The organism is Rhodococcus oryzae (genome assembly GCF_005049235.1).
Taxonomy (GTDB): Bacteria; Actinomycetota; Actinomycetes; order Mycobacteriales; family Mycobacteriaceae; genus Rhodococcus_G; species Rhodococcus_G oryzae.
On sequence record NZ_SUMD01000007.1, the window covers coordinates 200,177 to 226,612 of the forward strand.

Annotated in this window: 25 protein-coding genes; 11 read left to right on the top strand and 14 right to left on the bottom strand. The window is 67.6% G+C overall.

The window, feature by feature from the left end; translation table 11 throughout:
- Positions 1-21: 21 nt before the first annotated feature.
- The 11 genes from FCG67_RS25055 to FCG67_RS16250 form a co-directional block, all read right to left on the bottom strand.
- Positions 22-774 carry a hypothetical protein gene (locus FCG67_RS25055; protein ID WP_169310550.1) on the bottom strand — a complete coding sequence of 251 codons (753 nt, stop codon included), beginning with the start codon at positions 772-774 and terminating at the stop codon, positions 22-24.
- Positions 741-2,153 carry an MCE family protein gene (locus FCG67_RS16205; RefSeq protein WP_136910750.1) on the bottom strand — a complete coding sequence of 471 codons (1,413 nt, stop codon included), beginning with the start codon at positions 2,151-2,153 and terminating at the stop codon, positions 741-743. Before FCG67_RS16205 ends, FCG67_RS25055 begins: the two co-directional genes overlap by 34 nt.
- Positions 2,150-3,382, bottom strand: a complete 1,233-nt coding sequence (locus FCG67_RS16210) for an MCE family protein (protein ID WP_136910751.1) — start codon at positions 3,380-3,382, stop codon at positions 2,150-2,152. Before FCG67_RS16210 ends, FCG67_RS16205 begins: the two co-directional genes overlap by 4 nt.
- Complete coding sequence (locus tag FCG67_RS16215) at positions 3,379-4,662, bottom strand: MCE family protein (protein ID WP_246045111.1); 1,284 nt, start codon at positions 4,660-4,662, stop codon at positions 3,379-3,381. Before FCG67_RS16215 ends, FCG67_RS16210 begins: the two co-directional genes overlap by 4 nt.
- A gap of 8 nt (positions 4,663-4,670) precedes the next feature.
- Positions 4,671-5,726 (bottom strand): MCE family protein, encoded by a 1,056-nt coding sequence (locus FCG67_RS16220; RefSeq protein ID WP_136910753.1) that lies wholly within the window; start codon positions 5,724-5,726, stop codon positions 4,671-4,673.
- On the bottom strand, positions 5,723-6,748 hold the full coding sequence (locus FCG67_RS16225) for an MCE family protein (protein ID WP_136910754.1): 1,026 nt from the start codon (positions 6,746-6,748) through the stop codon (positions 5,723-5,725). Before FCG67_RS16225 ends, FCG67_RS16220 begins: the two co-directional genes overlap by 4 nt.
- Positions 6,748-7,932 carry an MCE family protein gene (locus FCG67_RS16230; protein WP_136910755.1) on the bottom strand — a complete coding sequence of 395 codons (1,185 nt, stop codon included), beginning with the start codon at positions 7,930-7,932 and terminating at the stop codon, positions 6,748-6,750. Before FCG67_RS16230 ends, FCG67_RS16225 begins: the two co-directional genes overlap by 1 nt.
- Positions 7,933-7,937: 5 nt before the next feature.
- Complete coding sequence (locus FCG67_RS16235; RefSeq protein WP_136910756.1) at positions 7,938-8,789, bottom strand: MlaE family ABC transporter permease; 852 nt, start codon at positions 8,787-8,789, stop codon at positions 7,938-7,940.
- 5 nt (positions 8,790-8,794) lie between these two features.
- Positions 8,795-9,559 carry an MlaE family ABC transporter permease gene (locus tag FCG67_RS16240; protein WP_136910757.1) on the bottom strand — a complete coding sequence of 255 codons (765 nt, stop codon included), beginning with the start codon at positions 9,557-9,559 and terminating at the stop codon, positions 8,795-8,797.
- A 564-nt stretch (positions 9,560-10,123) separates the two neighbouring features.
- Positions 10,124-11,038 carry a 3-oxoacyl-ACP reductase gene (locus FCG67_RS16245; RefSeq protein WP_077042894.1) on the bottom strand — a complete coding sequence of 305 codons (915 nt, stop codon included), beginning with the start codon at positions 11,036-11,038 and terminating at the stop codon, positions 10,124-10,126.
- 98 nt (positions 11,039-11,136) lie between these two features.
- Positions 11,137-11,328, bottom strand: coding sequence for a ferredoxin (locus FCG67_RS16250; RefSeq protein WP_077042895.1), 192 nt, complete (start codon positions 11,326-11,328; stop codon positions 11,137-11,139).
- Positions 11,329-11,554: 226 nt separating this feature from the next.
- Between FCG67_RS16250 and FCG67_RS16255 the strand changes: the two genes are divergently transcribed.
- The 3 genes from FCG67_RS16255 (at position 11,555) to FCG67_RS16265 (ending at position 15,556) form a co-directional block, all read left to right on the top strand.
- Positions 11,555-12,730 (top strand): acyl-CoA dehydrogenase family protein, encoded by a 1,176-nt coding sequence (locus FCG67_RS16255; protein WP_077043915.1) that lies wholly within the window; start codon positions 11,555-11,557, stop codon positions 12,728-12,730.
- A 69-nt stretch (positions 12,731-12,799) separates the two neighbouring features.
- Positions 12,800-13,918, top strand: coding sequence for an acyl-CoA dehydrogenase family protein (locus tag FCG67_RS16260; RefSeq protein ID WP_136910758.1), 1,119 nt, complete (start codon positions 12,800-12,802; stop codon positions 13,916-13,918).
- Between the two features lie 15 nt (positions 13,919-13,933).
- The gene (locus tag FCG67_RS16265; protein WP_136910759.1) at positions 13,934-15,556 is read left to right on the top strand and encodes a long-chain-fatty-acid--CoA ligase; all 1,623 of its coding nucleotides are present in this window, start codon (positions 13,934-13,936) and stop codon (positions 15,554-15,556) included.
- Between the two features lie 101 nt (positions 15,557-15,657).
- On the opposite strand, the gene FCG67_RS16270 is transcribed toward FCG67_RS16265, so the two are convergent.
- Positions 15,658-16,770 (bottom strand): NAD(P)H-dependent flavin oxidoreductase, encoded by a 1,113-nt coding sequence (locus FCG67_RS16270; RefSeq protein WP_136910760.1) that lies wholly within the window; start codon positions 16,768-16,770, stop codon positions 15,658-15,660.
- A complete protein-coding gene (locus FCG67_RS16275; RefSeq protein ID WP_136910761.1) occupies positions 16,770-18,413 on the bottom strand; it encodes an acyl-CoA synthetase in 1,644 nt (547 codons plus the stop codon). The genes FCG67_RS16270 and FCG67_RS16275 overlap by 1 nt, the downstream gene beginning before the upstream one ends.
- A 78-nt stretch (positions 18,414-18,491) precedes the next feature.
- Between FCG67_RS16275 and FCG67_RS16280 the strand changes: the two genes are divergently transcribed.
- On the top strand, positions 18,492-19,316 hold the full coding sequence (locus tag FCG67_RS16280) for a crotonase/enoyl-CoA hydratase family protein (RefSeq protein ID WP_077042897.1): 825 nt from the start codon (positions 18,492-18,494) through the stop codon (positions 19,314-19,316).
- Positions 19,317-19,338: 22 nt separating this feature from the next.
- A complete protein-coding gene (locus tag FCG67_RS16285) occupies positions 19,339-19,905 on the top strand; it encodes a nucleotidyltransferase family protein (RefSeq protein WP_136910762.1) in 567 nt (188 codons plus the stop codon).
- Between the two features lie 67 nt (positions 19,906-19,972).
- Here the strand turns inward: FCG67_RS16285 and FCG67_RS16290 are convergent, their stop codons facing one another.
- A complete protein-coding gene (locus FCG67_RS16290; RefSeq protein ID WP_136910763.1) occupies positions 19,973-21,013 on the bottom strand; it encodes an LLM class F420-dependent oxidoreductase in 1,041 nt (346 codons plus the stop codon).
- Between the two features lie 79 nt (positions 21,014-21,092).
- Here FCG67_RS16290 and FCG67_RS16295 point away from each other — a divergent pair, with 79 nt between their 5' ends.
- From FCG67_RS16295 to FCG67_RS16320, 6 genes are all read left to right on the top strand, one after another.
- Complete coding sequence (locus tag FCG67_RS16295) at positions 21,093-22,091, top strand: Zn-ribbon domain-containing OB-fold protein (protein WP_136910764.1); 999 nt, start codon at positions 21,093-21,095, stop codon at positions 22,089-22,091.
- Between the two features lie 12 nt (positions 22,092-22,103).
- Positions 22,104-23,168: a thiolase domain-containing protein gene (locus FCG67_RS16300; RefSeq protein WP_136910765.1), complete on the top strand. Its 1,065-nt coding sequence runs from the start codon at positions 22,104-22,106 to the stop codon at positions 23,166-23,168.
- A gap of 2 nt (positions 23,169-23,170) precedes the next feature.
- Positions 23,171-24,346 carry a thiolase domain-containing protein gene (locus FCG67_RS16305; protein ID WP_136910766.1) on the top strand — a complete coding sequence of 392 codons (1,176 nt, stop codon included), beginning with the start codon at positions 23,171-23,173 and terminating at the stop codon, positions 24,344-24,346.
- Between the two features lie 72 nt (positions 24,347-24,418).
- Positions 24,419-25,294 carry a TIGR03619 family F420-dependent LLM class oxidoreductase gene (locus FCG67_RS16310; protein ID WP_097211827.1) on the top strand — a complete coding sequence of 292 codons (876 nt, stop codon included), beginning with the start codon at positions 24,419-24,421 and terminating at the stop codon, positions 25,292-25,294.
- On the top strand, positions 25,291-25,710 hold the full coding sequence (locus FCG67_RS16315) for a nuclear transport factor 2 family protein (protein ID WP_136910767.1): 420 nt from the start codon (positions 25,291-25,293) through the stop codon (positions 25,708-25,710). The genes FCG67_RS16310 and FCG67_RS16315 overlap by 4 nt, the downstream gene beginning before the upstream one ends.
- A gap of 106 nt (positions 25,711-25,816) precedes the next feature.
- Positions 25,817-26,419, top strand: a complete 603-nt coding sequence (locus FCG67_RS16320) for a DUF459 domain-containing protein (RefSeq protein ID WP_136910768.1) — start codon at positions 25,817-25,819, stop codon at positions 26,417-26,419.
- Positions 26,420-26,436 lie beyond the last annotated feature (17 nt).

Consider the following 26,436-nt stretch of genomic DNA (forward strand, 5'->3'; position numbering starts at 1 on the left):
GCTCGGTCGACTTGTCCTCGCTCATGGCACAAACTCCACCTTCGACGCCGTCATGGTCCCGCCGTCGTCCGTCACCGTCACGCGCATCCGGAAGTCGCGCGGTCCGGACTGGGACTGATCGGGCGTCGTCACGTTGGCCCGCGCGGCGACCAGCACCTGCGCTTTGTTGCCGTCCTCGCGCTCGAGTCCGGCCTCGATGATCTGGCCCTCGGTGGTGACCGAGGCCTCCTTCACGACGCTGACGAAGGGATCCTGGCGGCCGTCGAACTCGGCCTTGAAGTCGCCGCTCGCGCCCGCGAGGATGCGCTCGACGTCCTCCTTGGCGGTCTCCGGACGGATCGTGGTCAGGTTCAGCACGGTCTGCCGGGCGGTCTGCACGTAGGCGTTCCGCTTGGCATCGCGATCGCTGGCCGCATTCTTGTCGAACAGCAGGACGATCCCAGCCGCGATCAGCGCCAGCACCAGCACGCCTGCCACGATCATCGGCACGGTCGGCCGCCTGCTGGACGCGGTCGCACCATCCGCCACCGCCTCGGCGTCCACCGACTCGGTGTCCGCCACCGGCTCGGGCTCCGTCGTCTTGGACGTGACCGCCTCCGCAGCGGTCTGCGGCGCACTGTGCTCGGAGACGGCCGCGGCCGTCTCCGTGGTCGTCACGACCGTCGCCTCGGCCCGGTCTTCAACCGGGGGTCCCGCGCTACGGCTCGCACGCCTGCGGGGAGCCGGCTTGTTCTGGTTGGTCAGCTCTGCTGACCGGTCATCATCGTCTGCCATGTCGACTCCTTTCCGGACGAGCCCCCCGACGCCAATGCCGGCTGGGTATACAGCCGGCCATCAGGACCGGTGTACTTGCCCGTCTTCGGGTCGTAGGGCCGCGCCGTCACCGGCGCTTCCACCGACTCGTCATAGGAGCTGGGAACTGTCGTGTACGAGGGTACATTCGGCGGCTTGATCGGCCCGTTGGGCGGGTTGTTGCCCAACGGGACGTAGCCGGTGCGGCACTCCTCCGGGGTCGGCGCCCGCCTGCCTGGGAACTCCATGCAGGGGCTGTTCCTGGCGCCGCGCACGGTGCTGGGATCGTCCTGTGCCACCCGGCAGAACAGGCCGGGCGGGGTGTCCGGCGTGGACACCTCGTTACCCGGTCGCCACTGGTCGGGCGGGAGGAACCCTGTGGTGCACGGCGGTGGATCGTTGACCTCGATGGCGAAGTTCACCAGCGCACCCTCGTCCCGGGGACCCGAGAGTGCCATCGTCGTCAGCGCGGCGGTGATCGGCGGGTACAGCACCAGGACCTGCTCGATGCTCTTGTTGTAGATCACCCCGACCTCACCGACGCTCACCAGGTTCGCGAGCAGCAACGGAAGCGTCGGCTTCAGATCCTGGAACAGCGCGTTGGCCTCCGCCGCGGCACCGGGGCCCTTCTCGAGAACGGCGCGCAGGTCCGGGTCGCTGGCCCGCAGCTGATCGGAGAACGTCACCAGGTTCTTGGTCCAGGACCGGATCGCGTCGCTGCTGACCACCTGGGTGTCCAGCAGCGGACCGATCTGGTCGATCAGCTGCAGCGTCGCGTCCGAGTTCGCGTTGGCCTCCTGCACGAACAGCCGCGACGAATCGATGAGCTGCTGCAGCTCGGGGCCGGTGCCGTTGAACGCCTTGAAGGCCTCGTCGACGACCAGCTTCAGCTGGGTGTTCGACACGCTCTCGACCAGGGTGTTTGCCTGATCGAGCAGCGCACCGACCTCCTGCGGCACCGAGGACCGGTCCTCGGGTATGACGTCCCCGTCGGACAGGTACGGCTCGGAATCCTCGCGTGGGATCAGGTCCACGTACTGTTCGCCGACCGCGGAGACGCTCTTGACCTCCGCGTCCACGTCAGCGGGGATCTTGTACTTGCTGCCGATGGACAGCTTCGCGTCCACGCCGGACTCGGTGAGCACCACCTCGTCGACGGTGCCCACATTGGTCCCGCGGTAGGCCACGTTGGCGTGCGGGTACAGGCCGCCGGTGGACGGCAGCTCGACGGTGACGTCGTACCGACCGATCCCGAACAGGGCGGGGAGTTGGACGTACTGCGTCGCCATCACCGACAACCCGATCACCGTGAGGATCGAGAAGATGACCAGCTGAACGCGGACGAACTTCGACAGCATCATGGCTTGGGCGCTCCTAGCTGCGGAAGGCCGGGGATCTGCGGGAGCTGGATCTGGGGCAGGCCTGGGATCGACGGGGCGGGTGTGGGCGCCGCGGCCGGTTTAGCCGGGGGCTTCGGGGAGGGGCTCTGCAGCGGGTTCGTCGACTGCCCGGCCACTCCCGCGGTCGTGCCGAGCGCGCCCTCGACGCCACCCAGTGTTCCACCCAGACCGGTACCGGTCAGGAAGTTCTTGTCCAGCCTCTTGTTAGTCAGATCGACCGTCATCATCAGGTTCGCGTAGTCCCCCCGGATCACCTGGTCGAGGTTCTTGAGCGGGAACGGGTAGGTGAGCATGATCGACAGCGACTCGGTGAGCGCGGTGCCCGTACCGGCGAGCTGGGTGAGCAGCGGCACCAGCGCGTGCAGGTTCGCCTTCAGGTCGTCGCCGCTCTCGTTGATCACCCGGGTGGCCGTGCTGCTGAGGTTGCCCAGCGCGATCAGGGCATCGGTCAGGTTCTGTCGCTGGCCGACGAGCACCTCGAGCGCGGGTGGGATGCCGTCGAGCGCGGCGGTCAGGGTCGCGGTCTGCTGATTCACATTGGTGGACAGCCGGTCCAGGCCCTCCATCGCGGAGATGATCTCGCCGCGCTGACGGTCCAGGCTGCCGACCAGCTGGTCGAGCTGCGGAAGCAGATCGCGGATCGAGTCCTCGCGGCCGACCAGGCCCGCATTGAGTTCCCTGGTGATGTCGTTGATCTGGGCCAGCCCGCCGCCGTTGAGGACGACGGAGAGTGAGGACAACGTCTGCTCGGTGGTCGGGTAGGCGCCCGCGCGTGCCTCCGGGATGACGTCGCCGTCGGAAAGCGTTCCCTCCGGGGCAATCCCGACCGGCGGAGCCAGCTCCAGGTGCTGTGAGCCGAGCAGGCTGGTCTGGCCGATCTTGGCAGTCGCGTTCGCGGGCAGCACGACGCCCTCGTTCAGCGAGACCGTGACCACCGCGTGCCAGTTCTGCACCTCGATGGAATCGACCGTGCCGACCGTGACGTCGTTCACCCGCACCGGCGAGTTCTCCGACAGGGTGGTCACATTCGGCATCTCGATCTTCACCGTGTACGCGCCGTCCCCGCTGCCCTCGGTGCCCGGCATGGGCACCGAGTTGAGACCGGTCCATTCACATCCGGTGAGGGCAAGCGTCAGCCCGAACGCGATCGACCCGATCGCGACCCGGCGGTGGGTGCTGGTGCGTGTCATCGGCCACCTCCCGGCTTGATCAAGGACTCGAGATCCTTGGGCACGTTGATGGTCGGCAAGCCGGCGAGTGGCCCAGCGATCGGCTTCATCGTCGACTTGGCGGCCCGCGCCGGGATCTGGTTCTCCAGGCTCGGAGGGCTGAAGGTCAACTGGTCGGGGTGCGCCGCGACGCCGGTCGCCGGATTCGTCAGGAACCCGGGGTAGTTCGTCGTAATCGAGTTCAGCACCGGACCCAGGTACTGCGCGCACAGGTCGGCACTCTTGTCGGAATCGTTCATCTCGAGGCCCTCGATCATGCCGCAGATCATGTTGATGGGATTGTTCGCGTTGCTGGCCGCGATCACGCCGGACACTGAACCCAATGCGGGCTGATAGATGTTGTTGAAGTTCGCCAGCGCGTTCGGCGCGATATGCAGCACCTGCTCGATCTCCGGCCGCTTCTGAGCCAGTACCTGGGTGGCATCCGCAAGCCGTTCCACGGATTCCGTGAGCACTGCCCGGTTGTCGCTGACGAAGCGCTGCACGTCACCCATCGCCACATTGAGGTCTGCGAGTGCAACGCCGAGCTCGTCGGTGTTGTCCGCGAGCACCGAGGACACCGATGCGAGGTGGCCGCTGAACTGCACGATCTGCTGGTTGCTCGCGGACAGAGCCGATACGAAGGCCTGCAGGTTACGGATGGTCGAGAACAGGTCGGTGCGACCCTGCGAGAGGGTGTGCATGGTGTCCGAGAGCTCGCGCAGGGTCTTGTTGATGCTGTCGCCGTTGCCCTCGAGGTTGTCGGCGGCGGTGTCGATGAACCGGCCCAGAGAGCCCTGGTCTGCGCCGCCCTCCGGGCCGAGCGCGGTGGAGAGCTTGGCCAGCTCCGCCTTGATCTCGTCCCACTCCACCGGAACGGCGGTCCGCTCCACCGGGATCTCGGCGTCGTCGCCCATCGTCGCACCGCCGGTGTACACCGGCGTCAGCTGGATGAAGCGAGCGGCCACCAGGCTCGGCGCCACGATGATCGCTTTGGCGTCCGCGGGGATGTCCACGCCCGAATCGACGTCCATCTCGACGCGCGCGTTCTCACCCTCGGGGTCGATGCTGGCGATCTTGCCCACCGTCACGCCGAGCACCCGCACGTCGTCGCCCGGGTAGATGCCGGTGGTCGTCGGGAAGTACGCGGTGATCCGGTTCTTTCCGAGCCCCGGGAACAGGAACAGGGTGCCCGCCACCAGCGCGGCGATCACCACAGCTGCGGAAACACCGCGCAGGATCCACTTCTTGCGGTCTGTCATCGGGGCGCTCATCGGTTCGGGTCCACGGGCGTGACGGTCAGCGGCGGGAAGTTCTGCAGGTCAGAGGGCACGTGCTCGGGCCACAGCAGCGAATCGGTGAAGGCCTGGGTCATCTGGCCGACGCTGAAGTTCGCGACATAGGCCATGAAGAACGGTCCGCTGCCGACGGATTCGCCGAGCGCGGTCGCGTAGGGACCGAGGCCGTCGAGGGCCTTCCCGATGTTGTCCTTGTTCTCCTGCAGCACCGCAACCACCGAGTTCAGTTTCTCCAGAGTCGGTTTCATCTGTTCCTGGTTGTCCTGCACCAGCCCGCTGAGCTGCCGGGACACCGCGGAGGTGTTCACGATCAGCTCACTGATCGCGTTCCGTCGGCGGTCGAGCTCGCCGAGCAACTGGTTGCCGTCCACCAGCAGGGCATTGATCTGGTCACTCCTGGTCGCCAGGATCCCCGTCACGCCTTCAGCCCGATGGAGCAGCTCGCGCAGGCTCTCATCGCGGGAGTTGATGCTCGCGGAGAGCCTGGTGACCCCGTCCAGCGCGGTCCGCAGCTCGGGCGGGGTGTCCTGGAGCGTGTCCGACATCGCGTTCAGCGAGTTGTTCAGCTGATCGGTGTCGAGGTCGGACACGGTGTTCGACAGGTCACCCAGCGCGTCGTTGAGCGAGTACGGGGAGTTGGTGCGCTCCACCGGAATCGTCTCGGACTTGCGCAGCGTCCCGCCGCCCGCGGGGGTCACCTTGAGCGACTTGCGACCGAGGATGGTGTTGGTCTTGACCGCGGCGCTCGTCTCGTCGCCGAGCGCGATCCCGTCCTGGACGGTGAAGGTGACCAGCACCTGCGGGCCATCCAGGTCGATCTTGTCGACGGTGCCGACGTTGACGCCCGAGACGGTGACCTCGTCCCCGGTCATCAGTCCGCCCGCATCGGCGAAATGCGCGGTGTACTGGCCGCCGCCGGAGATGAAGGGCAGCTGGTCGTACTGCATTCCGGCAATCACCAGGGAGCCCGCAACTACCAGGCCGATGATCCCGATCTGAACGGGGTCTCTTTCGCGTGGCTTCGTCATTTGACCGCACACCTCCCTGTCGTCTGCGTCGGAACCGTCGGGAGGCCAACCAGAAGGTCCTTACCATCCGGTCCGGAGAACTTCATCTGCACGCTGCACGTGTAGAACTGGAAGAACCCGCCGTAGGCGCCTACTCGGATCAGTTTCTTGTACGCGCCGGGCAGCTCCCCGAGCACCCAGTCGAGGTCGGCTTTGCCCAGGTCGAGCTGGTTGACGACGCGACCCCCCTCGATGATGGTGGACTGCAGGTCCGGGCGTGCGCCCTGCAACAGCTCGGCGAGATCGCCTGTGGCCGTGGCGATCTGCGGGATCGCGTTACCAATCGGATCGCTGTCCTTCGCGAGCCCGCTCACCAGCTGCTGGAGTTGGTCGATCGTGGTAGAGAACTGGTCGCCCTTGTCATTGATGGTGCCGAGCGTGGTGTTCAGGTTGGTGATCACCTCGCCGATCAGCTCGTCCCGGTCGGCAAGGGTCTTGGTGAAGGAGCTGGTGCTGCCGAGCAGCGAGACCAGCGTGTCGCCCTGGCCCTGGAAGACCTGCAGCAACGCGCCGGAGAGATCGTTGACCTGCTCCGCGTCCAGGCCCTTGAGCAGCGGCTTGAACCCGCCGAGCAGCAGATCGAGGTCGAGCGCGGGCGAGGTCTGATCCTCCGGGATGGTCCCGCCGTCGTCGAGCTGCTCCATCGAACCGGCGCCCTCGAGCAGCTCGAGGTACCGGTCACCGACCAGGTTCTCGTAGCGCACGGTGGCCCTGGTGCTCTTGAAGAGCTCGTACTGGCTGTCGACGTTGAAGTCGACCTCGGCGAGGTTGTCTCCGTCGATGCTCACGCCCTTCACCGAGCCGACCGGCACGCCTGCGATGCGCACCTTGTCACCCGGCTTCACACCAGAAGAATCGGTGAACTGTGCGGTGAAGGAGTTCGAGGTGCTGAATCGGTACTGGCTGAACACGATCGCCAGGCCGGCGAAGATCAGCGCCATCACCGTGGTGAAGATCAGCAGTTTGACGGTCGTCGGCCGCATCAGTTCCCTCCCTCCGGGTAGACGCCCGCGTACAGCAGCTGGAAGACCTTGGGCATGTTCGTGCTGACCTTTGTGGACGGCACGTACGGCACCGTCCCGGTGTCGGCGACGAGGAAGTTCGCGTTGCCGTCACGCTTGGGATCGAAGTCCGGCAGGCCCATGCAGTGCGGTCCACCGGACGCGTTCACCTTCGGCAGGTCCTTTGGGTAGGTGTACGGCTCGGTGCCGTAGATGAAGCTCGTGCTCAGCGCGACGCCCGGCTGCAGACCACCGAAGATCTCGTTGGCCGCAGGAAGCGTCTTGGCCAGCCCGCTGAGCAGGCAGGCGATCGACGGTGAGTACTCACTGAGGAGCTCGGTCGTGGGCCGAAGGTCCGCCAACGCCTTCGTCAGGTTGGCTTCGTTCTCGGTGAGCACGCCGTTCGCGTTGTTCGCCAGACCGGTCACGTTCATCAGCAGCAGGTCCAGGTTCGCCTGCTCGTCGACGATGGTGCCGCTGGTCGCGGTCGCGTTGTCCAGCAGCCGCATCAGGTCCGGCGTCACGTCGGCGTACACATTGGTGACCGTCGCGGCGGCCTCCAGATCGCGCTGCAGCTGCGGCAGCGCAGGATTCACCTTCTTCAGGTACTGGTCGGTCTCCTCCAGCAGCTGGCCGAGCTGGTCACCGCGGCCATTGAGCGCCTCGGAGATCGCGCCGAGCGTGGCGTTGAGCTTCTCCGGCTCGATCTGCTGCAGCAGCGTCGACAGGTTCTCGAACAGGGTGTTGAACTCGACCGTCACCGAGTCGGCCTCGATGGTGGTGCCGGCCGAGAGCGAGCTCGACGACGGGTTCTCCGGCACAACGAAGTTGACGTACTTGGCACCGAACACGGTGGTGGACTTGATCTCCACCTGTGCGTTCGAGGGGATCAGGTGCATGGAGGCCGGATCCATCGCCAACTCGAGCTTGGCCTGGTCGCCCTCCTGCCCGATGGAGGCGACGCGACCGACCTGGACGCCGCGCATCTTCACCTTGGCGTCGGGGTCCATCACCAGACCGGCGCGGTCGGCGGTCACCGTCACCGGCTCACTGTCGGTGAAGCCGCCCGAGAACATCGTCAGCGCGACGGTCGCGACGCCGACAAGGCTGCCCACGAGCACCAGCGCGGCGACCTTCTTCTTCCATTTGGGTTCAGGTTCAGACATGCGCGCTATCCCGAGAGGTTGAAGTTGCCGGACCCACCGTAGATGGCGAGCGAGATGAGCAGCGTGACCGTGACCACCGCGATCAGCGAGGTCCGCACCGCATTACCGACCGCCACGCCAACGCCGACCGGACCGCCGCTGGCGTTGTACCCGTAGTAGGTGTGGATGAGCATGACGGCCAGCGCCATCACGATCGCCTGAGCGAAGGACCAGAGGATGTCCGTCGGTATCAGGAACGTCGAGAAGTAGTGGTCGTAGACACCAGGCGACTGCCCATAAATCACGACCGTCGCGAATCGGCTGGCGATGAACGAGGCGGTCACGGCCAGCGCGTAGAGCGGCACGATCGCGATCATCCCCGCCATCACGCGGGTGCTCACCAGGTACGGAATCGACGGGATCGCCATCACCTCGAGCGCGTCGATCTCCTCGGTGACCCGCATAGCACCCAGCTGTGCTGTGGAGCCGGCGCCGATGGTGGCGGCGAGCCCGATGCCCGCGATGACCGGCGCGACGATGCGCACGTTGATGAAGGCGGCGAAGAAGCCGGTCAGGGCCTCGACACCGATGTTGCCGAGCGAGGCGAACCCCTGCACGGCGATGGTGCCACCTGCGAAGAGCGTTAGGAAGCCGACGATCACGACGGTGCCGCCGATCACGGCGAGCGCGCCGGTACCCATGCTGATCTCGGCGATCAGCCGGATCGTCTCTTTCCGGTAGTGGATGAACGCGCGCGGGGCCGAGGCGACCGCCCGCCAGTAGAACAGTGCCTGGTCACCGATGCCGTCGATCGAACCGGAGAATTTGCCGATCCGCTTCCTGGTCCCACGGAAGCGCCCTGTCAGTGCGAATGCCATCCCCGTCACCCCGCCGTCAGCTTGACACCGACGGCGGTGACGAGAACGTTCACCACGAACAGCGCCATGAACGCGAAGACGACCGTCTGGTTCACCGCGTCACCCACACTCTTTGCGCCACCCTTTACGTTGAGCCCCAGGAAGCAGGCGACAAGGCCCGCGATCATGCCGAACAAACCGGCCTTGAGCTGCGAGAGCATCAGCTCACCGAAGCCGGTCAGCAGGGTGATCCCGTTGATGAAGGCGCCGGGGTTCACGTCCTGCAGGAAGACAGAGAAGACGAAGCCGCCGACGATGCCGATGGTGGACACCAGCCCGTTGAGGAGCAGGGCGACCACCGTCGAGGCGAGCACCCGAGGCACGACCAGTCGGTGGATCGGGTTGATACCGAGCACCTTCATCGCGTCGATCTCTTCGCGAATGGTTCGCGCGGCGAGGTCGGCGCAGATCGCGGTGGCGCCAGCACCGGCGACGATCAGCACGGTGACCATCGGCCCCACCTGGGTGACCGCGCCGAGCGCGGTGCCCGCGCCGCTGAGGTCGGCAGCGCCGATCTCGCGCAGCAGGACGTTGATCGTGAAGACCACCAGCACAGTGAACGGGATGGCGACGAGCACCGTCGGCACCATCGACACCCGGGCCACGAACCAGGCCTGGTCTACGAATTCACGGCGCTGGAAAGGCCGCCTGCCCATCGCCTTGAAGGTCTCCCCCGCCATCGCGAAGAAGCCGCCCACGGCGCGCAGCGGCACCAGAAGGAGGTCATCCATCGTGCCTCCTCGTCAGTGTTCTCGCGCAGGGCACCGCGGAGGAGATGCGAAATCCCCCCGGATGCCTGTGATCCAGGTCATACTAACTAGAACGTGTTCACCTGTCAAAGGTGTTCCCCTCCGGACGCATCGGTGCTGGTCAACTCATACCACCGGGAGGGCGAACCCGGCGGCCGGGCACCCGTGTTCAGCGGGGCCCGGCCGGCGGGTTCGGCGGTCGGTGGTGCAGGCCAGGAGCGGGGCTCCGAGCATGCGACCTCCGGCCACGTTGACTCCCTTTGTCTTTCATCGATCACGTGCCTGGTGAGTCCCGATGGTCACCGACCACGACATCGAGTATCCACACAAGTGCGAAGGTTCTCCCCCCACGCTCGTTCGGCCACTCGGGCTCGTGCCGCGACCACTCCGGGACTCGTCCCCACCCCACCCGGACGTGCGGAAATCTAGAACACGTGCTCATCATTGTCGGGGCAGGTCAAACCCACCCCGGCCATCATCTTCACCCAGCAGGCCCGCCTGCGTGCCGAAATTCGCACGTTTCTCAGGTACGGCCGAATGCGCAGGTCAGCCGAGCGACTTGACCGCTTCGGTCGCCGCGAACATCCGAGCCGGATCGCGCCCGTCGAAGTAGCCGCCGAGCGAGTCCGCGAGGCCCTCGGGGGTCCACACCGCATCGGGCGAATCGAATCGCTGCTCGACGACCGGCGCGGCCATGAGCGCCACCATCGGTCCGTAGACGATGAAGACCTGGCCGTTGATGGCGTCGGCGGCGGGCGAGGCCAGGTACGACACCAGGTTCACGACGTGCTCGGGCGAGAGAGGATCGGTGCCGTCCTCGGGTGCGTCACCGAAGACGTTCTCGGTCATCGCCGTGCGTGCGCGCGGGCAGATCGCGTTGGCGCGAACGCCGTAGCGCTCGAGACCGCGCGCCGCGGACAGGGTGAGGGCGGTGATGCCCGCCTTGGCCGCACCGTAGTTCGGCTGTCCGGCCGGGCCGAGCAGGCCGGCCTCGGACGACGTGTTGATCAGACGGCCGTAGACCGGTGCGCCCGCCGCCTTCGACTCGGCGCGCCAGTGCACCGCCGCGTTGCGGCACAGCAGGAAGTGGCCACGCAGGTGGACCTTGAGAACGAGGTCCCAGTCCTCGTCGGACATGCTGAACAGCATCTTGTCCCGCACGATGCCCGCGTTGTTGACGACGATGTCGACGCCGCCTGCCTGCTGGGCGGCCTCCATCAGCGCATCCGCGGTGGCGCGCTCGCCGATGTCGCCGGGAATGAACACCGCCTTGCCACCGAGGGTCTGGATCTCGTCGAGGACCGCATCGGCGTTCTCGTTGGCCACCAGATCGTTGATGACGACGTTCGCGCCCGCCTTGGCGAGGCCGATCGCCTCGGCCTTGCCGAGACCCGACGCTCCACCGGTCACGATTGCGACCTTGCCGTCCAGACTTACCTCGCGACTAGTCAAACTCACCACTGCCTTCGTGATTTCGATGCGGCCCCCGGAGCGGGTTCCGCCGTCACATCCGTGACGGCGCTCACTCTAGAACGTGTTCTTATTCCCGGCAAGAACAGTTAGCGCTCGAGGGTCAGTGCAGCGCGCGGGCACTGGGCGACCGACTCCTCCAACTTGGCCACCGAATCGGCGTCGTCACCGGGCTGGGTGATCACCAGTTCGTCATCGTCCGTCAGATCGAAGATGTCCGGCGCGATGCCGACGCAGACACCGTTCGCCTCACAGCGATCCCTATCGACCTTGACCTCCATGAATGAACCTCACTTCTCGTTCGAATCGACGTCTGCGGCACGCGTGTCTATGGGCTGGACCCGCGGGCAGATCCAGCATAAGACTAGAACCCGTTCCACTCCTGTGCAATGATGCGAAAAACCCATAGTGACGGGCCGAAAGTGCGTCTCGCCAGCTCGGCCGATCGCAACCAGATAACGGCACCAAAACAGACTAGAACCTGTGTCAGAGACCGGAGAGGTACCGATGCAAATCACCTACAGCGCCGAGCAGCAGAAGCTGCGGGAGGAGCTGCGCGCCTATTTCGCGAAGCTCATCACTCCCGAGCGTCGCGAAGCGCTCAACGCCCAGACCGGCGAGTACGGCTCGGGCACCGTCTACCGCGACGTCGTGCGCGAGATGGGCAAGGACGGCTGGCTCACGCTCGGCTGGCCCAAGGAGTACGGCGGACAGGAGCGGTCGCCGATCGACCAGCTGATCTTCACCGACGAGGCTGCGATCGCCGGCGCCCCGGTGCCGTTCCTCACGATCAACTCCGTCGCGCCGACCATCATGCATTACGGCTCGGAGGAGCAGAAGAAGTTCTTCCTGCCCAAGATCTCCTCGGGTGAGGTGCACTTCTCCATCGGGTACTCCGAGCCCGGCGCGGGCACGGACCTGGCCAGCCTGCGGACCACCGCGGTCAAGGACGGCGACGACTACGTCATCAACGGCCAGAAGATGTGGACGAGCCTGATCGCGTACGCGGACTACGTGTGGCTCGCCGTCCGCACCGACCCGAATGTCAAGAAGCACAAGGGCATCAGCATGCTGATCGTCCCGACGACCGCCGAGGGATTCTCCTACACCCCGGTGCACACCATGGCCGGTCCGGACACCAGCGCCACCTACTACCAGGACGTGCGCGTCCCGTCGTCCGCATTGGTCGGCGAGGAGAACGGCGGCTGGGGGCTGATGACCAATCAGCTCAACCACGAACGGGTCGCGCTGGTCTCCGCCGCGCAGATCCAGGGCGCGCTGCGCGACACCATCGAGTGGGCGCAGAACACCAAGCTGGCCGACGGCCGTCGCGTCATCGACCAGGAGTGGGTGCAGATCAACCTCGCCCGGGTGCACGCCAAGGTCGAGTACCTCAAGCTGCTGAACTGGGAGGTGTCCTCCGCGGAGGCCCCGAGCAAGGGCGACGCGTCGGCATGCAAGGTCTTCGGCACCGAGTTCGCGACCGAGGCGTACCGACTGCTCATGGAGGTCCTCGGCCCCCTGGCATACCTGCGGCAGGACTCGAAGGGCGTCGCCGTCCGCGGCCGCCTCGAGCGTTGGCACCGTTCCGCCCTGATCCTGACCTTCGGCGGCGGCACCAACGAGGTGCAGCGCGACATCCTCGCCATGACGGCGCTGGGCCAGCCGCCCGCCAAGCGGTGACTACCACCGCCCACCAGGCGCTGACCCCGGCCCCCATCCTGCGCTGACCGCGCGAGTCAAAGGAACATCATGGATTTCAGCCACACAGAGGCCCAGCAGGACCTCGAACAACTCACCCGGAGCATCGCCGAGAAGCTCACCACCAACGACCGCCTGCGCGAACTGGACGCCGCCGAGGACCGCTTCGACGACAAGCTCTGGCAGGCCCTCGCCGATGCGGGCGTGCTCGCGGCGGCACTGCCCGAGTCGGTCGGCGGCGGCGGCTTCGGCATCCTCGAACAATGCAGCGTGCTGCGCGAACTGGGCCGGCCCCTCGCGGCCGTGCCGTACCTGTCCTCGATCGTCCTCGCCGCGTCGGCCCTCGCCGAGTTCGGTGACGACGCCCAGCGCGAGTGGGCGCAGCGCGCGGGAGCGGGTGAGGCCATCCTGACCGTCGCCCTCGCCGAGGAGCTCAACGACAACCCGGCCAAGCCGGTGACCACGGCGGTCCGCAGCGGCGACGAGTGGCTGCTGACCGGCACCAAGATCACCGTGCCCGCGGCCGCTTTCGCGGACCTGATCCTGGTTCCCGCCACCACGCCCGAGGGTGTCGCGGTGTTCCTGGTGCAGCCGTCCGACGCCGGGGTCACCATCGACCGCCAGCGCGTCACCGACTTCAGCGCCGAGTCGATCGTCGAGCTGGCCGGCACCAAGCTCGGAGCGGACCGGCTGCTCGGCAGCCCCGAGAACGGCGCCGAGATCGTGGACTGGATCCTGGCCCGCGCCGCGGTCGCGCTGAGCGCGACCCAGCTCGGCACCCTGGAGCGGGCCCTGGAACTGGTCGCGGAGTACGCGCGCGAGCGGGTCCAGTTCGACCGCCCGATCGGCAGCTTCCAGGCCGTCACCCAGCGCCTCGCCGACGCCTTCATCGACGTCAAGGGCGTCCGGTCCACGCTGTGGCAGGCCGCCTGGCGGCTCAGCGAGAACCTGCCCGCCGAGGAAGAGGTCCGGACCGCGAAGTTCTGGGCGGCCGATGCGGGCCACCGCGTCGCGCACACCGTGATCCACATCCACGGCGGCGTCGGTCTCGACCGCGACCACCCGGTGCACCGGTACTTCCTGGCTGCCAAGCACAACGAGTTCGCACTGGGCTCGGCCACCGAGCAGTTGCGCAGGCTGGGACAGATCCTCGCCGACGTGCCTGCCTGAACCTAGGCTGCACACATGACGACCGCGATGCCCACCGTCACCGATCTGTTGCTCCGGCTTCGAGACGACGACGACCACGGAATTCTGTTCGAGGACAAGAGAATTCCGTGGTCCGAACACGTCGTACTCAGCGCCGGTCTGGCGGCGGGATTTGCGGCCCTGTTCGACCCGGCAGCACCCCGACACGTCGGGGTGCTGCTGGACAACGTTCCCGAGTTCTCCCTCCTGCTCGGCGCCGCAGCGCTGGGCGGATCGGTCGTGGTCGGCCTGAACACCACCCGGCGCGGCGAGGCGCTCGCAGGCGATATCGCGCGCGCCGACTGCCAGGTGGTGGTCACCGACACCGAGCGTCTCGCTCTGCTCGACGGCCTCGACCTGGGCGGCGTCCGGGTCCTCACCATCGACGGTCCCGAGTGGTCGGATCTGCTTGCCGCGCACCGTGGCAGCGCCCCGCCCTCGCCCTCTCCCGCAGGCGACGACCTGTTCATGCTGATCTTCACCTCCGGCACCAGCGGGAATCCGAAGGCGGTCCGGGTGACCCACCGCATGGTGGCCGGGCCCGGCATCATGCTCGCCGAACGGTTCGGGCTGTCGGCCGCCGACACCGCCTACATCTCGATGCCGATGTTCCACTCGGGCGCGGTGATGGCCTGTTGGGCTGTCGCCGTCGCCGTCGGCGCCGATCTCGCATTGCGCCGCAAGTTCTCCGCGTCCCAGTTCATCCCGGACGTCCGGCGGTTCGGCGCCACCTACGCGCACTACGTCGGCAAGCCCCTCGCCTACGTACTGGCCACCCCCGAGGCGGCCGACGACGCCGACAACCCGTTGAAGGTGCTCTACGGCAACGAGGGGTCCCCGTCCTCGATCGCCGAGTTCGGGCGCCGGTTCGATGTCCGGGTGGTCGACGGGTTCGGTTCCACCGAGGGCGGCGTGCTGATCCCCCGGAGCCCGGGCACCCCCGTCGGCGCCCTCGGCCTGCTCCCCGCGGGCATCGAGGTGCTCGATCCGGACACCGGGGTCCGGTGCCCAGCCGCGGAGTTCGACGCCGCCGGGCGGATCGTCAACGCGGACGTCGCGACCGGCGAGCTGGTGAACACCGCGGGCACCGGGAGCTTCGCGGGGTACTACAAGAATCCCGAGGCCGAGGCCGAGCGGGTGCGGAACGGCCAGTACTGGAGCGGCGACCTGGGCTACCGGGACTCCGAGGGCTTCGTGTACTTCGCCGGCCGCAGCTCCGGCTGGATGCGGGTCGACGGTGAGAACCTCGGCACCGCGCCCATCGAGCAGATCCTCGGCAGGCATCCCCACGTCGGCGAGGTCGCCGCCTACGGGGTTCCGGACCCCGAGGTCGGCGACCGGGTGGCGGTCGCGCTGGTGGCGACGAGCGACTTCGACATCGCCGACTTCTCCCGCTTCCTCGGCGCCCAGTCGGATCTCGGGCCGAAGCAGGTGCCGAGCTTCGTCCGGGTCTGCACGGACCTGCCCCGCACGGCCACCTACAAGGTCCTCGGACGCACCCTCAGCGCCGAGCGCTGGCACTGCGCCGATCCGGTCTGGTACCGCGCTCCCGGTGGTGTCGACTTCGAACCCGTGACCCCGGAGCAGCGGGCGAAGCTCGACGCCGAGCTGAACTCCTAGAGCTCGTCCGGCGGTTCCGGAGACAACACGAAGGCCGGGTACGAAATTCGTACCCGGCCTTCGTGTGTGGCCTAGCTGTCCGACGCCCGTGGGCGCCGCACCTACGTGAGCTTGCTCAGCCGCGCGACGGTTGCGTCGAACTCGGCGACCAGCTCGGCGATCGACTCGGCGACCGGCCGGATCTCGTTCATCCGTCCGACGATCTGGCCTGCAGGCATCGCGACCACCTCGGGGTCCTCCGAGGCGACGATCCGCTGGTGCGCCTCGGCGACCAGCAGGTTCTGCAGCGGCATCGGCAGCGCGTCCGGTGCGCCGGGCTTGGACCAGGCCTCGGTCCACTTGGTCTTGAGCAGGCGGGCCGGCTTGCCCGAGTAGATCCGGGAGCGGACGGTGTCGCTCGAGGTCGCCGCGAGCAGCGCGCGCTGCGTTGCGGACGTGCCGTCTGCCGCACTGCCCAGCTTGTACTCCGCTGCGGTCAGCCAGTACGAACCCATCCACACGCCGGAGGCGCCGAGGCTCATCGCCGCCGCGATCTGCCTGCCACTGCCGATGCCACCCGCCGCCAGCACGGTGGCGTCATCGCCGACCGCGTCGACGATCTCGGGCACCAGGACCATCGAGGCGATCTCGCCGGTGTGGCCACCCGCCTCGTAGCCCTGGGCGATGACGATGTCGACGCCGTTGGCCACGTGGCTCAGCGCGTGACCGACCGCGCCAGCCAGGGCCGCGACCGGCACGCCGTGCGCGTGCGCCTCGTCGATGACGTCCTTCGGCGGCGACCCGAGCGCGTTGGCGATCAGCGCCGGACGGTGCCGGAGCGCGACGTCGACCTGCGCGCGGGCCACCGAGTGCAGCCAGCCCAGGGTGCCCGTCGCACGCTCGACATCGTCGGACAGCGGCGGAACCCCGAGCTCCTCGAGCGTGCGGTTGACGAATGCACGGTGCTCCGCCGGGATGAGCTTGTCCAGGTCGACGGCCGCACCCTCGGTCGGGATCTTGGCAGGCATGACGATGTCGACGCCATACGGCTTGCCGTCGGTGTTCTCGTCCATCCAGGTGAGGACGGCCTCGAGCTCCTCGGGGTCGTTGAACCGCACACAGCCCAGCACGCCGAGTCCGCCCGCCCGCGACACCGCCGCCGCCACGTGCTCGGACGGGGTGAACGCGAAGATCGGGTACTGGATGCCGAACTTGTCGGCGAGAGCGTTACGCATCAGGAGTTCCCGTTGCTGTAGTTGTCGTCGGCCTCGCGCGTCTCGGTCTGCTCCTTGGCCCACCGGTAGTCGGGCTTGCCCGCAGGCGAACGCTTGATCTCGTCGACGAACCAGATGCTGCGCGGCACCTTGTAGCCGGCGATCTCCTTGCGGGACGCTGCGATGATGTCGGCCAGGCTCGGGCGGGTGCCCTCGCGGGGCGCGACGACGGCGGCGACCCGCTGGCCGAAGCGCTCGTCCGGGACACCGACGACGAGGACGTCGAAGACGTCGGGATGCGACTTGATGGCACCCTCGACCTCCTCCGGGTAGATCTTCTCGCCGCCGCTGTTGATGGACACCGATCCGCGGCCGAGCATCGTGACCGTGCCGTCCGCCTCGACCGTGGCGTAGTCGCCGGGGATCGAGTAGCGAACCCCGTTGAACGTCTTGAAGGTTTCCGCGGTCTTGACCTCGTCCTTGTAGTAGCCGAGGGGGATGTGGCCGTGGCGGGCCATCATGCCGACCTTGCCCGAGCCGGGCTCGACCTTGTTGCCGTCCTCGTCCAGGACGTCGGTGGAGGCGTCGATCTTCACCCGCGGTCCGCCGGTGTGCTCGAAACCCTTGGTCACCATGCTCAGGCCGCCGAACCCGGTCTCGGACGAACCGACGTTGTCGGTGAGCAGGCGGTTGGGCAGCAGGTCGAGGAACTGTTCCTTGAGCGACGGCGAGAACAGGGCCGCGCTGCTCGCGATCACGTAGAGCGAGGACAGGTCGTAGGGCTCGCCGGTCTTCGGGTTGCCCTCGATGAGCGCGTCGATCATCGGGCGGGCCATCGCGTCGCCCGTGATGAAGATGAGGTTGACCTTGTGCTGGTCGATGACCTGCCACACCTCGTGGCCGTTGAACTCGGGGTGCATGACGCAGGTGCCGCCACCGAAGAGGCTATGGAACACCGCGGACTGCGAGCCGCCGTGGATCATCGGGGGGATCGGGAACCGGACCATCGCCGGGTTCGCGGCACCGACCTTGGCCTGCTCCCACTCGTCCTCGACGCGCTCGCCGGTGATGAAGTTGGTGCCGCCGCCGAGCACCCGCCACCAGTCCTCGTGCCGCCACATGACGCCCTTCGGGCTGCCGGTGGTGCCGCCGGTGTACAGCATGAAGATGTCGTCGGGGCTGCGCTCGCCGAAGTCGCGATCCGGTGAGCTCTCCGCGAGGGCCTTCTCGTACTCGACGCCGAATTCGGCGTAGTCGAGATCGGTGCCGTCCTCGACGACGATCACGGACTTGACCAGGGGCGTGTTCGGCAGCACGTTGGCCACCTTGTCCACGTACCGGCGCTCGACGATGAGCGCGGCCATGTCCGAGTTCTCGAAGATGTACTGCAACTCGTTCTCGACGTACCGGTAGTTCACGTTGACCATCACCGCGCGGGCCTTGAACACCGCGACCATGGCCTCGATGGCCTCGATGGTGTTACGGCTGTAGATGCCCACCTTGTCACCCGGCTTGACACCGCGATCCTGCAGGTAATGCGCGAGGCGGTTGGTCCGCTCCTCCAACTGCGCATAGGTGATCTCGCGGTCGCTGTCCAGCAGCGCCACCCGCTCTGGATTCAGGTCAATGGAGTGCTCGACGAAGTCTGCGATATTTAGGGCCACGCCCATAAAGTAGAACGTGTTACCGTTTCTGGCAAGAGCCAATGTGAGACTCAACTCACACGATATCGGGAGCCGAGAGTGTCCTCCACCACAGCCGAGATTTCCGACATTTCGGAACAGTCCGCTCATTGCCTCGTCGAGAAGCGCGGCCACGTCCTCATCGTGACGATGAACCGCCCTGAGGCCCGCAATGCCCTGTCGGGCGAGATGATGGCGATCATGACCCAGGCCTGGGACCAGGTCGACGCCGATCCCGACATCCGGGTCGCGATCCTCACCGGCGCCGGGGGCACGTTCTGCGCAGGCATGGACCTCAAGGCAATGAACAAGAACGCCCCCGGCGACAAGTTCGTCAAGGGCGGCATGGACCTGACCAAGCTGCCTGCGCTGCTCAAGGGCCGCCGGCTGACCAAGCCGCTGATCGCCGCGGTCGAGGGCGCGGCCATCGCCGGTGGCACCGAGATCCTGCAGGGCACCGACATCCGGGTCGCGGGCGAGAGCGCCAAGTTCGGCGTCTCCGAGGCGCGGTTGGGCCTGTTCCCGCTCGGTGGCTCCGCGGTCCGCCTTGTCCGCCAGATCCCGTACACCGTCGCAGCCGAGATCCTGCTCACCGGCCGCAACGTCCCGGCACCCGAGGCCAAGGAACTCGGCCTGATCGGCCACGTCGTCCCGGACGGACAGGCGCTGACCAAGGCGCTCGAGATCGCCGACGCGATCGCGGCCAACGGCCCGATCGCCGTCCAGGCGATCCTCAAGACCATCCGCGTCACCGAGGGTATGCACGAGGAGGACGCCTTCAAGCTCGAGGCCGAGATCGGCGCCGAGGTGTTCAGGAGCGACGACGCCAAGGAGGGTCCGCGCTCGTTCGCAGAGAAGCGCGCCCCGAAGTTCCAGGGCAAATAGCGCCACCACACCCGGCAACGACATGCAGACCCCGACGACACAGCACCGAGTCGTCGGGGTCTTGCTTGCCGCGGGCCAGGGCAGCCGGTACGGCATGCCGAAGGTCCTGGCGCATCGGGGCGCCTGGCTGCGATCCGCGGTGGCGGCACTGCGGGGCGGGGGCTGCTCCCGGGTCATCGTGGTGCTGGGCGCCGCGGACACGGCGGTGCCGGACGGCGCGGAGGCCGTCTACGCACCCGACTGGCGCGAGGGGGTCGGCGCATCGCTGCGGGCCGGCCTCGCAGCCGCCTCCGGAGATCCGGATGCCGACTACGCCGCCGTACACCTGGTCGACCTGCCTGACGTCCACGCCGATGCCGTCGCCCGGGTCATCGCCGCCGCGGCCGCCACCGAGAGCGGGCTCGCGCGGGCCTTCTACGGGGCCGGCCCGGGCCACCCAGTCGTGTTGGCACGCGGGCACTGGGCTGCGGTGTCGAGGACGGCGACGGGCGACCTGGGCGCCCTCCCGTACCTACGTGAGCACCCCGGCCTCGTGCGGCGGGTCGACTGCGACGACCTGGCGACCGGGGTGGACCGAGACACCCGCTGACCCGTCCAACGAATCGGGCCCCGGATCGGCGATCCGGGGCCCGATTCTGGAACGTGTTCCGCTCACATCAGGCGGGGTTGACCGCCTCCGCGAGCTGGCGCATGTGCTCGACGCTCCGACAGGTCACCAACAACATGGTGACGCCCGCTTCCTCCCACTGCTTGACCTGGGTGCGCACCTCGTCGACGTTGCCGATGATCATCGTGTCGGTGACCATCTGGTCCGGGACGATCGCGGCCGCCTCCTCCTTGCGGCCCGACAGGAAGAGCTTCTGAATCTCCTTGACCTCCTCGCCGTAGCCCATCCGGGTGTAGACCTGAGCGTGGAAGTTCACCTCGGCCGCACCCATCCCGCCGACGTACAGCGCGGTGATCGGCTTGAGCTTCGCGATCTCCCCCGCGCGGTCGTCGGTGATGACGACCTGGCAGGTGGCCGCGATCTCGAAGTCCTCGCGGCTGCGCCGGGCGCCCGTCCGCGCGAAGCCCTCGTCGAGCCATTCGTTGTACATCGGCGCCAGGCGCGGGGTGTAGTAGATCGCCAGCCAGCCGTCGGCGATCTCGGCGGTCAGCGCGACGTTCTTCGGCCCCTCCGCACCGAGCCAGATCGGCAGGTCAGCACGCAGCGGATGGGTGATCGGCTTGAGCGGCTTGCCGAGCCCCATGCCCCCCTCGCCCTTGAACGGCATCGGGTAGTGCGGTCCGTCGTTGGTCACCGGCGCCTCCCGCGCGAGCACCTGCCGCACGATCGAGACGTACTCCCGGGTGCGTGCCAGCGGCTTCGGGAAGGGCTGGCCGTACCAGCCCTCGACGACCTGCGGACCGGAGACGCCGAGGCCGAGGATCGCGCGGCCGCCGGAGAGGTGGTCGAGGGTCAGCGCGTGCATGGCGGCGCCGGTCGGCGTACGGGCGGACAGCTGCGCCACCGAGGTGCCGAGCCGGATCCGCTCCGTGCTCGAGCCCCACCAGGCCAGCGGGGTGAACGCGTCGTTGCCCCAGGACTCGGCCGAGAAGACCGCGTCGAATCCCGACGAGTCGGCCTCGGTCACCAACTCCTGGGCGTTGGCGGGGGGGTGCGCGCCCCAGTACCCAAGTTGCAACCCGAGCTTCATCGACTGCCTCCATATCCGTGGTGATCAGAACTCACTATTGCTAGTGGAATAAGAACCTGTTCTACTCGACTTTGTGACCATGAGGAAGAGTTCACTGGAACTAGAGCCAGATTCGGCGGGCCAGGAGCGGCCGCTGAACGCGCCGCTGCGTATGGCGTTCGACTACACGCGCTCGGTCGGACCGACCATCGGCGCCTTCGTGAACGGGCTGCGTGCGCATCGCGTCGTCGGCGTTCGCGGGTCGGACGGCCGGGTGCACGTGCCGCCCGCCGAGTACGACCCGGTGACCGCCGAGCCGCTCACCGACTTCGTCGAGGTGTCGCCGGTCGGCACCGTCCAGTCGTGGACGTGGATGGCCGAGCCCATCGAGGGCCAGCCCCTCGACCGCCCGTTCGCGTGGGCGCTGATCAAGCTGGACGGCGCCGACACCTCCCTCCTGCACGCCGTCGACGTCGCCTCCCCCGACGAGATGAGCACCGGCATGCGCGTGCACATCCGCTGGGCCGACGAGACCGTCGGACACATCAAGGACATCGCCTCCTTCGCACCGGGCGAGGGCGACGGAACCACCACCGCCGCAGCACCTTCCGACGCCGAACCGGTCACCATCATGACCACCCCGGTCGACATGATGTACACCCACACCGCCTCCGCCGAGGAGAGCTACTACCTCCGCGGACTGGTCGAGGGCAAGATCCTCGGCGGCCGGACCGATGCCAACGGCAAGGTCTACGTGCCCCCGCGCGGCGCCAACCCCACCGACGGCATCCCGACCAAGGAGCAGATCGAACTCTCCGATCGCGGCACCGTCACCACGTTCTGCATCGTCAACGTGCCGTTCCTCGGCCAGCGCATCAAGCCGCCGTATGTCGCGGCGTACATCCTGCTCGACGGCGCCGACATCGCGATCCAGCACCTGATCCTCGACATCGACGCCGCGGACGTGCGCATGGGCCTGCGCGTCGAGGCCGTCTGGCGTCCCCGCGAGGAGCGCGGCTACACGCTCGAATCGATCTCCCATTTCCGTCCTACCGGCGAGCCCGATGCCGAGTACGACACCTACAAGCAGCACCTGTAGAGAGGCCACCCCGTGACAGAGATTGCAGTGGTCGGCTTCGCGCAGGCCCCCCACCGTCGAGAGACCACAGGCACCACCAACGGTGTCGAGATGCTGGTCCCCATCTTCCAAGAGCTCTACTCCACCCTCGGAATCACGAAGTCCGACATCGGTTTCTGGTGCTCGGGTTCGTCCGACTACCTCGCCGGACGCGCCTTCTCGTTCATCTCCGCGGTCGACTCGATCGGCGCCGTGCCGCCGATCAACGAGTCGCACGTCGAGATGGACGCGGCCTGGGCCCTGTACGAGGCCTGGATCAAGATCATGACCGGCGAGGTCGACACGGCCCTGGTCTACGGCTTCGGCAAGTCCTCCGCAGGCAACCTGCGCCAGGTCCTCGCCATGCAGCTCGACCCGTACCTGGTCGCCCCGCTGTGGCCGGACTCGGTCTCGGTCGCTGGACTGCAGGCCCGCGCCGGCCTGGACGCGGGCAAGTGGACGCCCGAGCAGATGGCAGAGGTCGTGGTGCGCAGCCGCAGGGCTGCCAAGGACAACCCGCTCAGCCAGCTCTCCGGCGACTACGACATCGAGTCGCTGCTCGCGCAGCCGTTCATCGCCGACCCGCTCCGCGCGCACGACTGCGCGCCGATCACGGACGGCGCCTCGGCGATCGTGCTGGCCCGAGGCGATCGCGCCCGGGAGATGTGTGAGAACCCCGCCTGGATCACCGGTTTCGAGCACATCATCGACTCCCCCGCCCTCGGCGGACGTGACCTCACCACCTCCCCGTCCACCGCGGCCGCGGCCCGCACCGCCACCGGCGGCGACCTCGGCGGCATCGAGGTCGCCGAGCTGCACGGACCGTTCAGCCACCAGGAGCTCATCCTGGCCGAGGCGATCGGGCTCTCGGAGTCCGTCACCGTCAACCCGTCCGGCGGCCCGCTCTCGGGCAACCCGCTCTTCTCGGCGGGCCTCGAGCGGATCGGTCACGCCGCCCGCAAGATCCACACCGGCGAGGCCGGCCGCACCCTGGCACACGCCACCAGCGGTCCCGCGCTGCAGCAGAACCTGGTCGCGGTCATGGAAGGACGTAACTGATCATGGGTGGTAAGCACAAGGCCGCGGTCCTCGGCACCGGCCAGACCCACTACGTCGCCAAGCGGACCGACGTCACGATGTCCGGCCTGGTCCGCGAGGCCATCGACCGCGCCATGACCGACGCCGAGGTCAGCTGGGACGACATCGACGCGGTCGTCGTCGGCAAGGCGCCCGACATGTTCGAGGGTTCGATGATGCCGGAGCTGGCGATGGCGAACGCCCTCGGCGCCGTCGGCAAGCCGCTGCTGCGCGTGCATACCGCGGGCTCCGTCGGCGGTTCCACCGGCGTCGTGGCGGCCTCCCTGGTCAAGTCCGGCGTGCACAAGCGCGTGCTGGCGGTGTCCTGGGAGAAGCAGTCCGAGTCGAACGCCATGTGGGCGCTGTCGATCCCGGTGCCCTTCACGATGCCGGTCGGCGCGGGTGCGGGCGGCTACTTCGCCCCGCACGTGCGTTCGTACATCCGCCGTTCGGGCGCGCCCAGCCACATCGGCGCGATGGTCGCGGTCAAGGACCGGCTCAACGGCAGCATCAACCCGTACGCCCACCTCAAGCAGCCCGACATCACGCTGGAGTCGGTGCAGGCGTCGCAGATGCTGTGGGACCCCATCCGTTTCGACGAGACCTGCCCGTCCTCGGACGGTGCCTGCGCCATCGTGATCGGCGACGAGGACACGGCGAAGTCGATGATCTCCCGGGGCCGTCAGGTGGCATGGGTGCACGCCACCGCGATGCGCACCGAGCCCACCACGTTCTCCGGGCGCGACCAGGTCAATCCGCAGGCCGGGCGCGACGCCGCCGCCGCCCTGTGGAAGGACGCGGGGATCACCGACCCGTTCAAGGAGATCGACGCCGCCGAGATCTACGTCCCGTTCTCCTGGTTCGAGCCGATGTGGCTGGAGAACCTCGGCTTCGCGGCGGAGGGCACCGGCTGGAAGCTCACCGAGGCAGGCGAGACCGCCCGCGACGGGAACCTCCCGGTCAACGCCTCGGGCGGCGTGCTCTCGTCCAACCCGATCGGCGCCTCGGGCATGATCCGCTTCGCGGAGGCCGCGATGCAGGTGATGAACCGCGCCGGTGACCACCAGATCCAGGACGCCCGCAAGGCCTTCGGCCACGCCTACGGCGGCGGCTCACAGTACTTCTCCATGTGGGTCGTCGGTGCTGACGAGCCCGAGTAGCCCGAGGACGCAGACGCACCCGAGTAGCCCGACGAATCCGACGAATCCGACGAGCTCGAGTAGGAGATCAGCATGAAGTTCACCGTAGGCATCGCGATGAGTCCGCTCGACCAACTCATCCCGCTCGCGCAGACCGCGGAGGAGTGCGGGTTCGCCAATATCGCCCTGCCGGACTCGTTGTTCTACATGGAGACGGCGGCGGCGGACTACCCGTACACCCCCGACGGCTCCCGGATGTGGAACGCCGAGACGCCGTGGGTGGATCCACTGATCGCGGCCGCGGCTCTCGGCGCGGCCACCTCCACCATCGGCTTCTACACGAACGTGCTCAAGCTGGGGTCCCGGAACCCGCTGCTGCTCGCGCGGCAGGTCGGGTCCGTGGCGAACCTGACCGGGAACCGGTTCGGTTTCGGCGTCGGGATCGGTTGGGCTCCTGAGGAGTTCGAGTGGTGCGGCGTGCCGTTCAAGAAGCGCGGCGCCCGCGTCGACGAGATGATCGAGATCATCAAGCTGACCCTCGCGGGCGGCATGGTCGAGTTCCACGGGGAGTTCTACGACTTCGATCGGCTGCAGATCAGTCCCGCACCGAGCAAGCCGGTGCCGTTCTACGTCGGCGGTCACACCGACGTGGCGCTTCGCCGGGCGGCCCGGGTGGGCGACGGCTGGACCTCCGCGATGATGAAGTTCAAGGACCTGGTCGAGACGAAGCGCAAGCTCGACGATCTGCGGGCCGAATACGGCCGCGCGGACGAGCCTTTCGAGTTGCAGGCAGTGTGCATCGATCGCTTCGGCAAGGATGGCTACGCCGAACTCGCTGGCGCGGGCATCACCGATTCCATCGTGGTGCCGTGGATCTTCGACGGTATTCCCTTCGACGGCCCGCTCGAGGCGAAGCAGGATTCGCTGCGCAAGTTCGCGGCCGACCACATCGCGGGAGGAGCGTCATGACCGAGACCGCGACGGAGCACCCCGTCCGGATCGCGTCGCGCGCGTCCCAGTCCGCCGCGAGCGGCAGGCGCAAGGAGGAGTGGCTGGCCCTGTTCGCGGAAGACGGTTGGGTCGAGGACCCGGTCGGCCCTTCGGGTTTCGATCCCGAGGGCAAGGGTCACCACGGCCGGGAGGCGATCGCCCGCTTCTACGACATGACCATCGCGAACACCGAGTCACTCGTCTTCGACATCAGGGACACCCTGCAGTGTGGTGACGAGATGGTGTACATCGGCAGCATCCGGTCCGTCCTGGCCGGCAACCAGATCGATGCCGAGGGAGTGTTCATCTACCGGGTCAACGACGAGGGCAAGCTGCAGTCGATTCGGGCCTTCTGGGAGGTCGACCGGGCGATGAAGACGCTCGTCAAGCTGTAGTACGCACGAACGCCGAAAGGACCGCACCTCGTAAATCGAGGTGCGGTCCTTTGCGTTTCACGGCAGGGTTGGGCCGACGGCAGGCGATCGGAAGGATGACATTTCAGTGCAGAGGCAATCGGAGGATCTCCGGATCTGTTTCATCGGCGACTCCTTCGTCGCGGGTGTCGACGACGAGACCGCGCTCGGCTGGACCGGCAGGCTGCTGGCCCGCAGCGCGCAGACGGGACGACCGGCCACCGGATACAACCTGGGGATCCGACGCAACACCTCGACCGACATCCGGGTACGGCTGCGCGACGAGATCGAGCGCCGCAGGCCCGCGGACACGGAGCTGCGGCTGGTGTTCTCCTTCGGGGTCAACGACGCGACCGCCACGGACGACGGCCCTCGGGTCCCGGCCGCGACCTCTCGGGAGAACCTGATCGACTGCCTCGACGCCGCCGCGGGCGCACCGGTCCTCTTCGTCGGGCCGCCGCCCGTGCACGACGAGGAGCACAACCGTCGGATCCTCTTGCTCAACAATGATTTTCGCGACATCTGCGATACGCGGGGCTGCGCCTTCGTCGACGTCTTCACCGCGTTGGAGACGCACGAGGTCTGGCGCAGGCAGGTGCGCGACGGCGACGGCGCCCACCCGCGATCCGAGGGCTACACGGCCCTGTTCGAACTCGTGGCACCCGCCTGGGACGGCTGGCTGCGCCGCTGAGGGCCGCCGGGAACGAA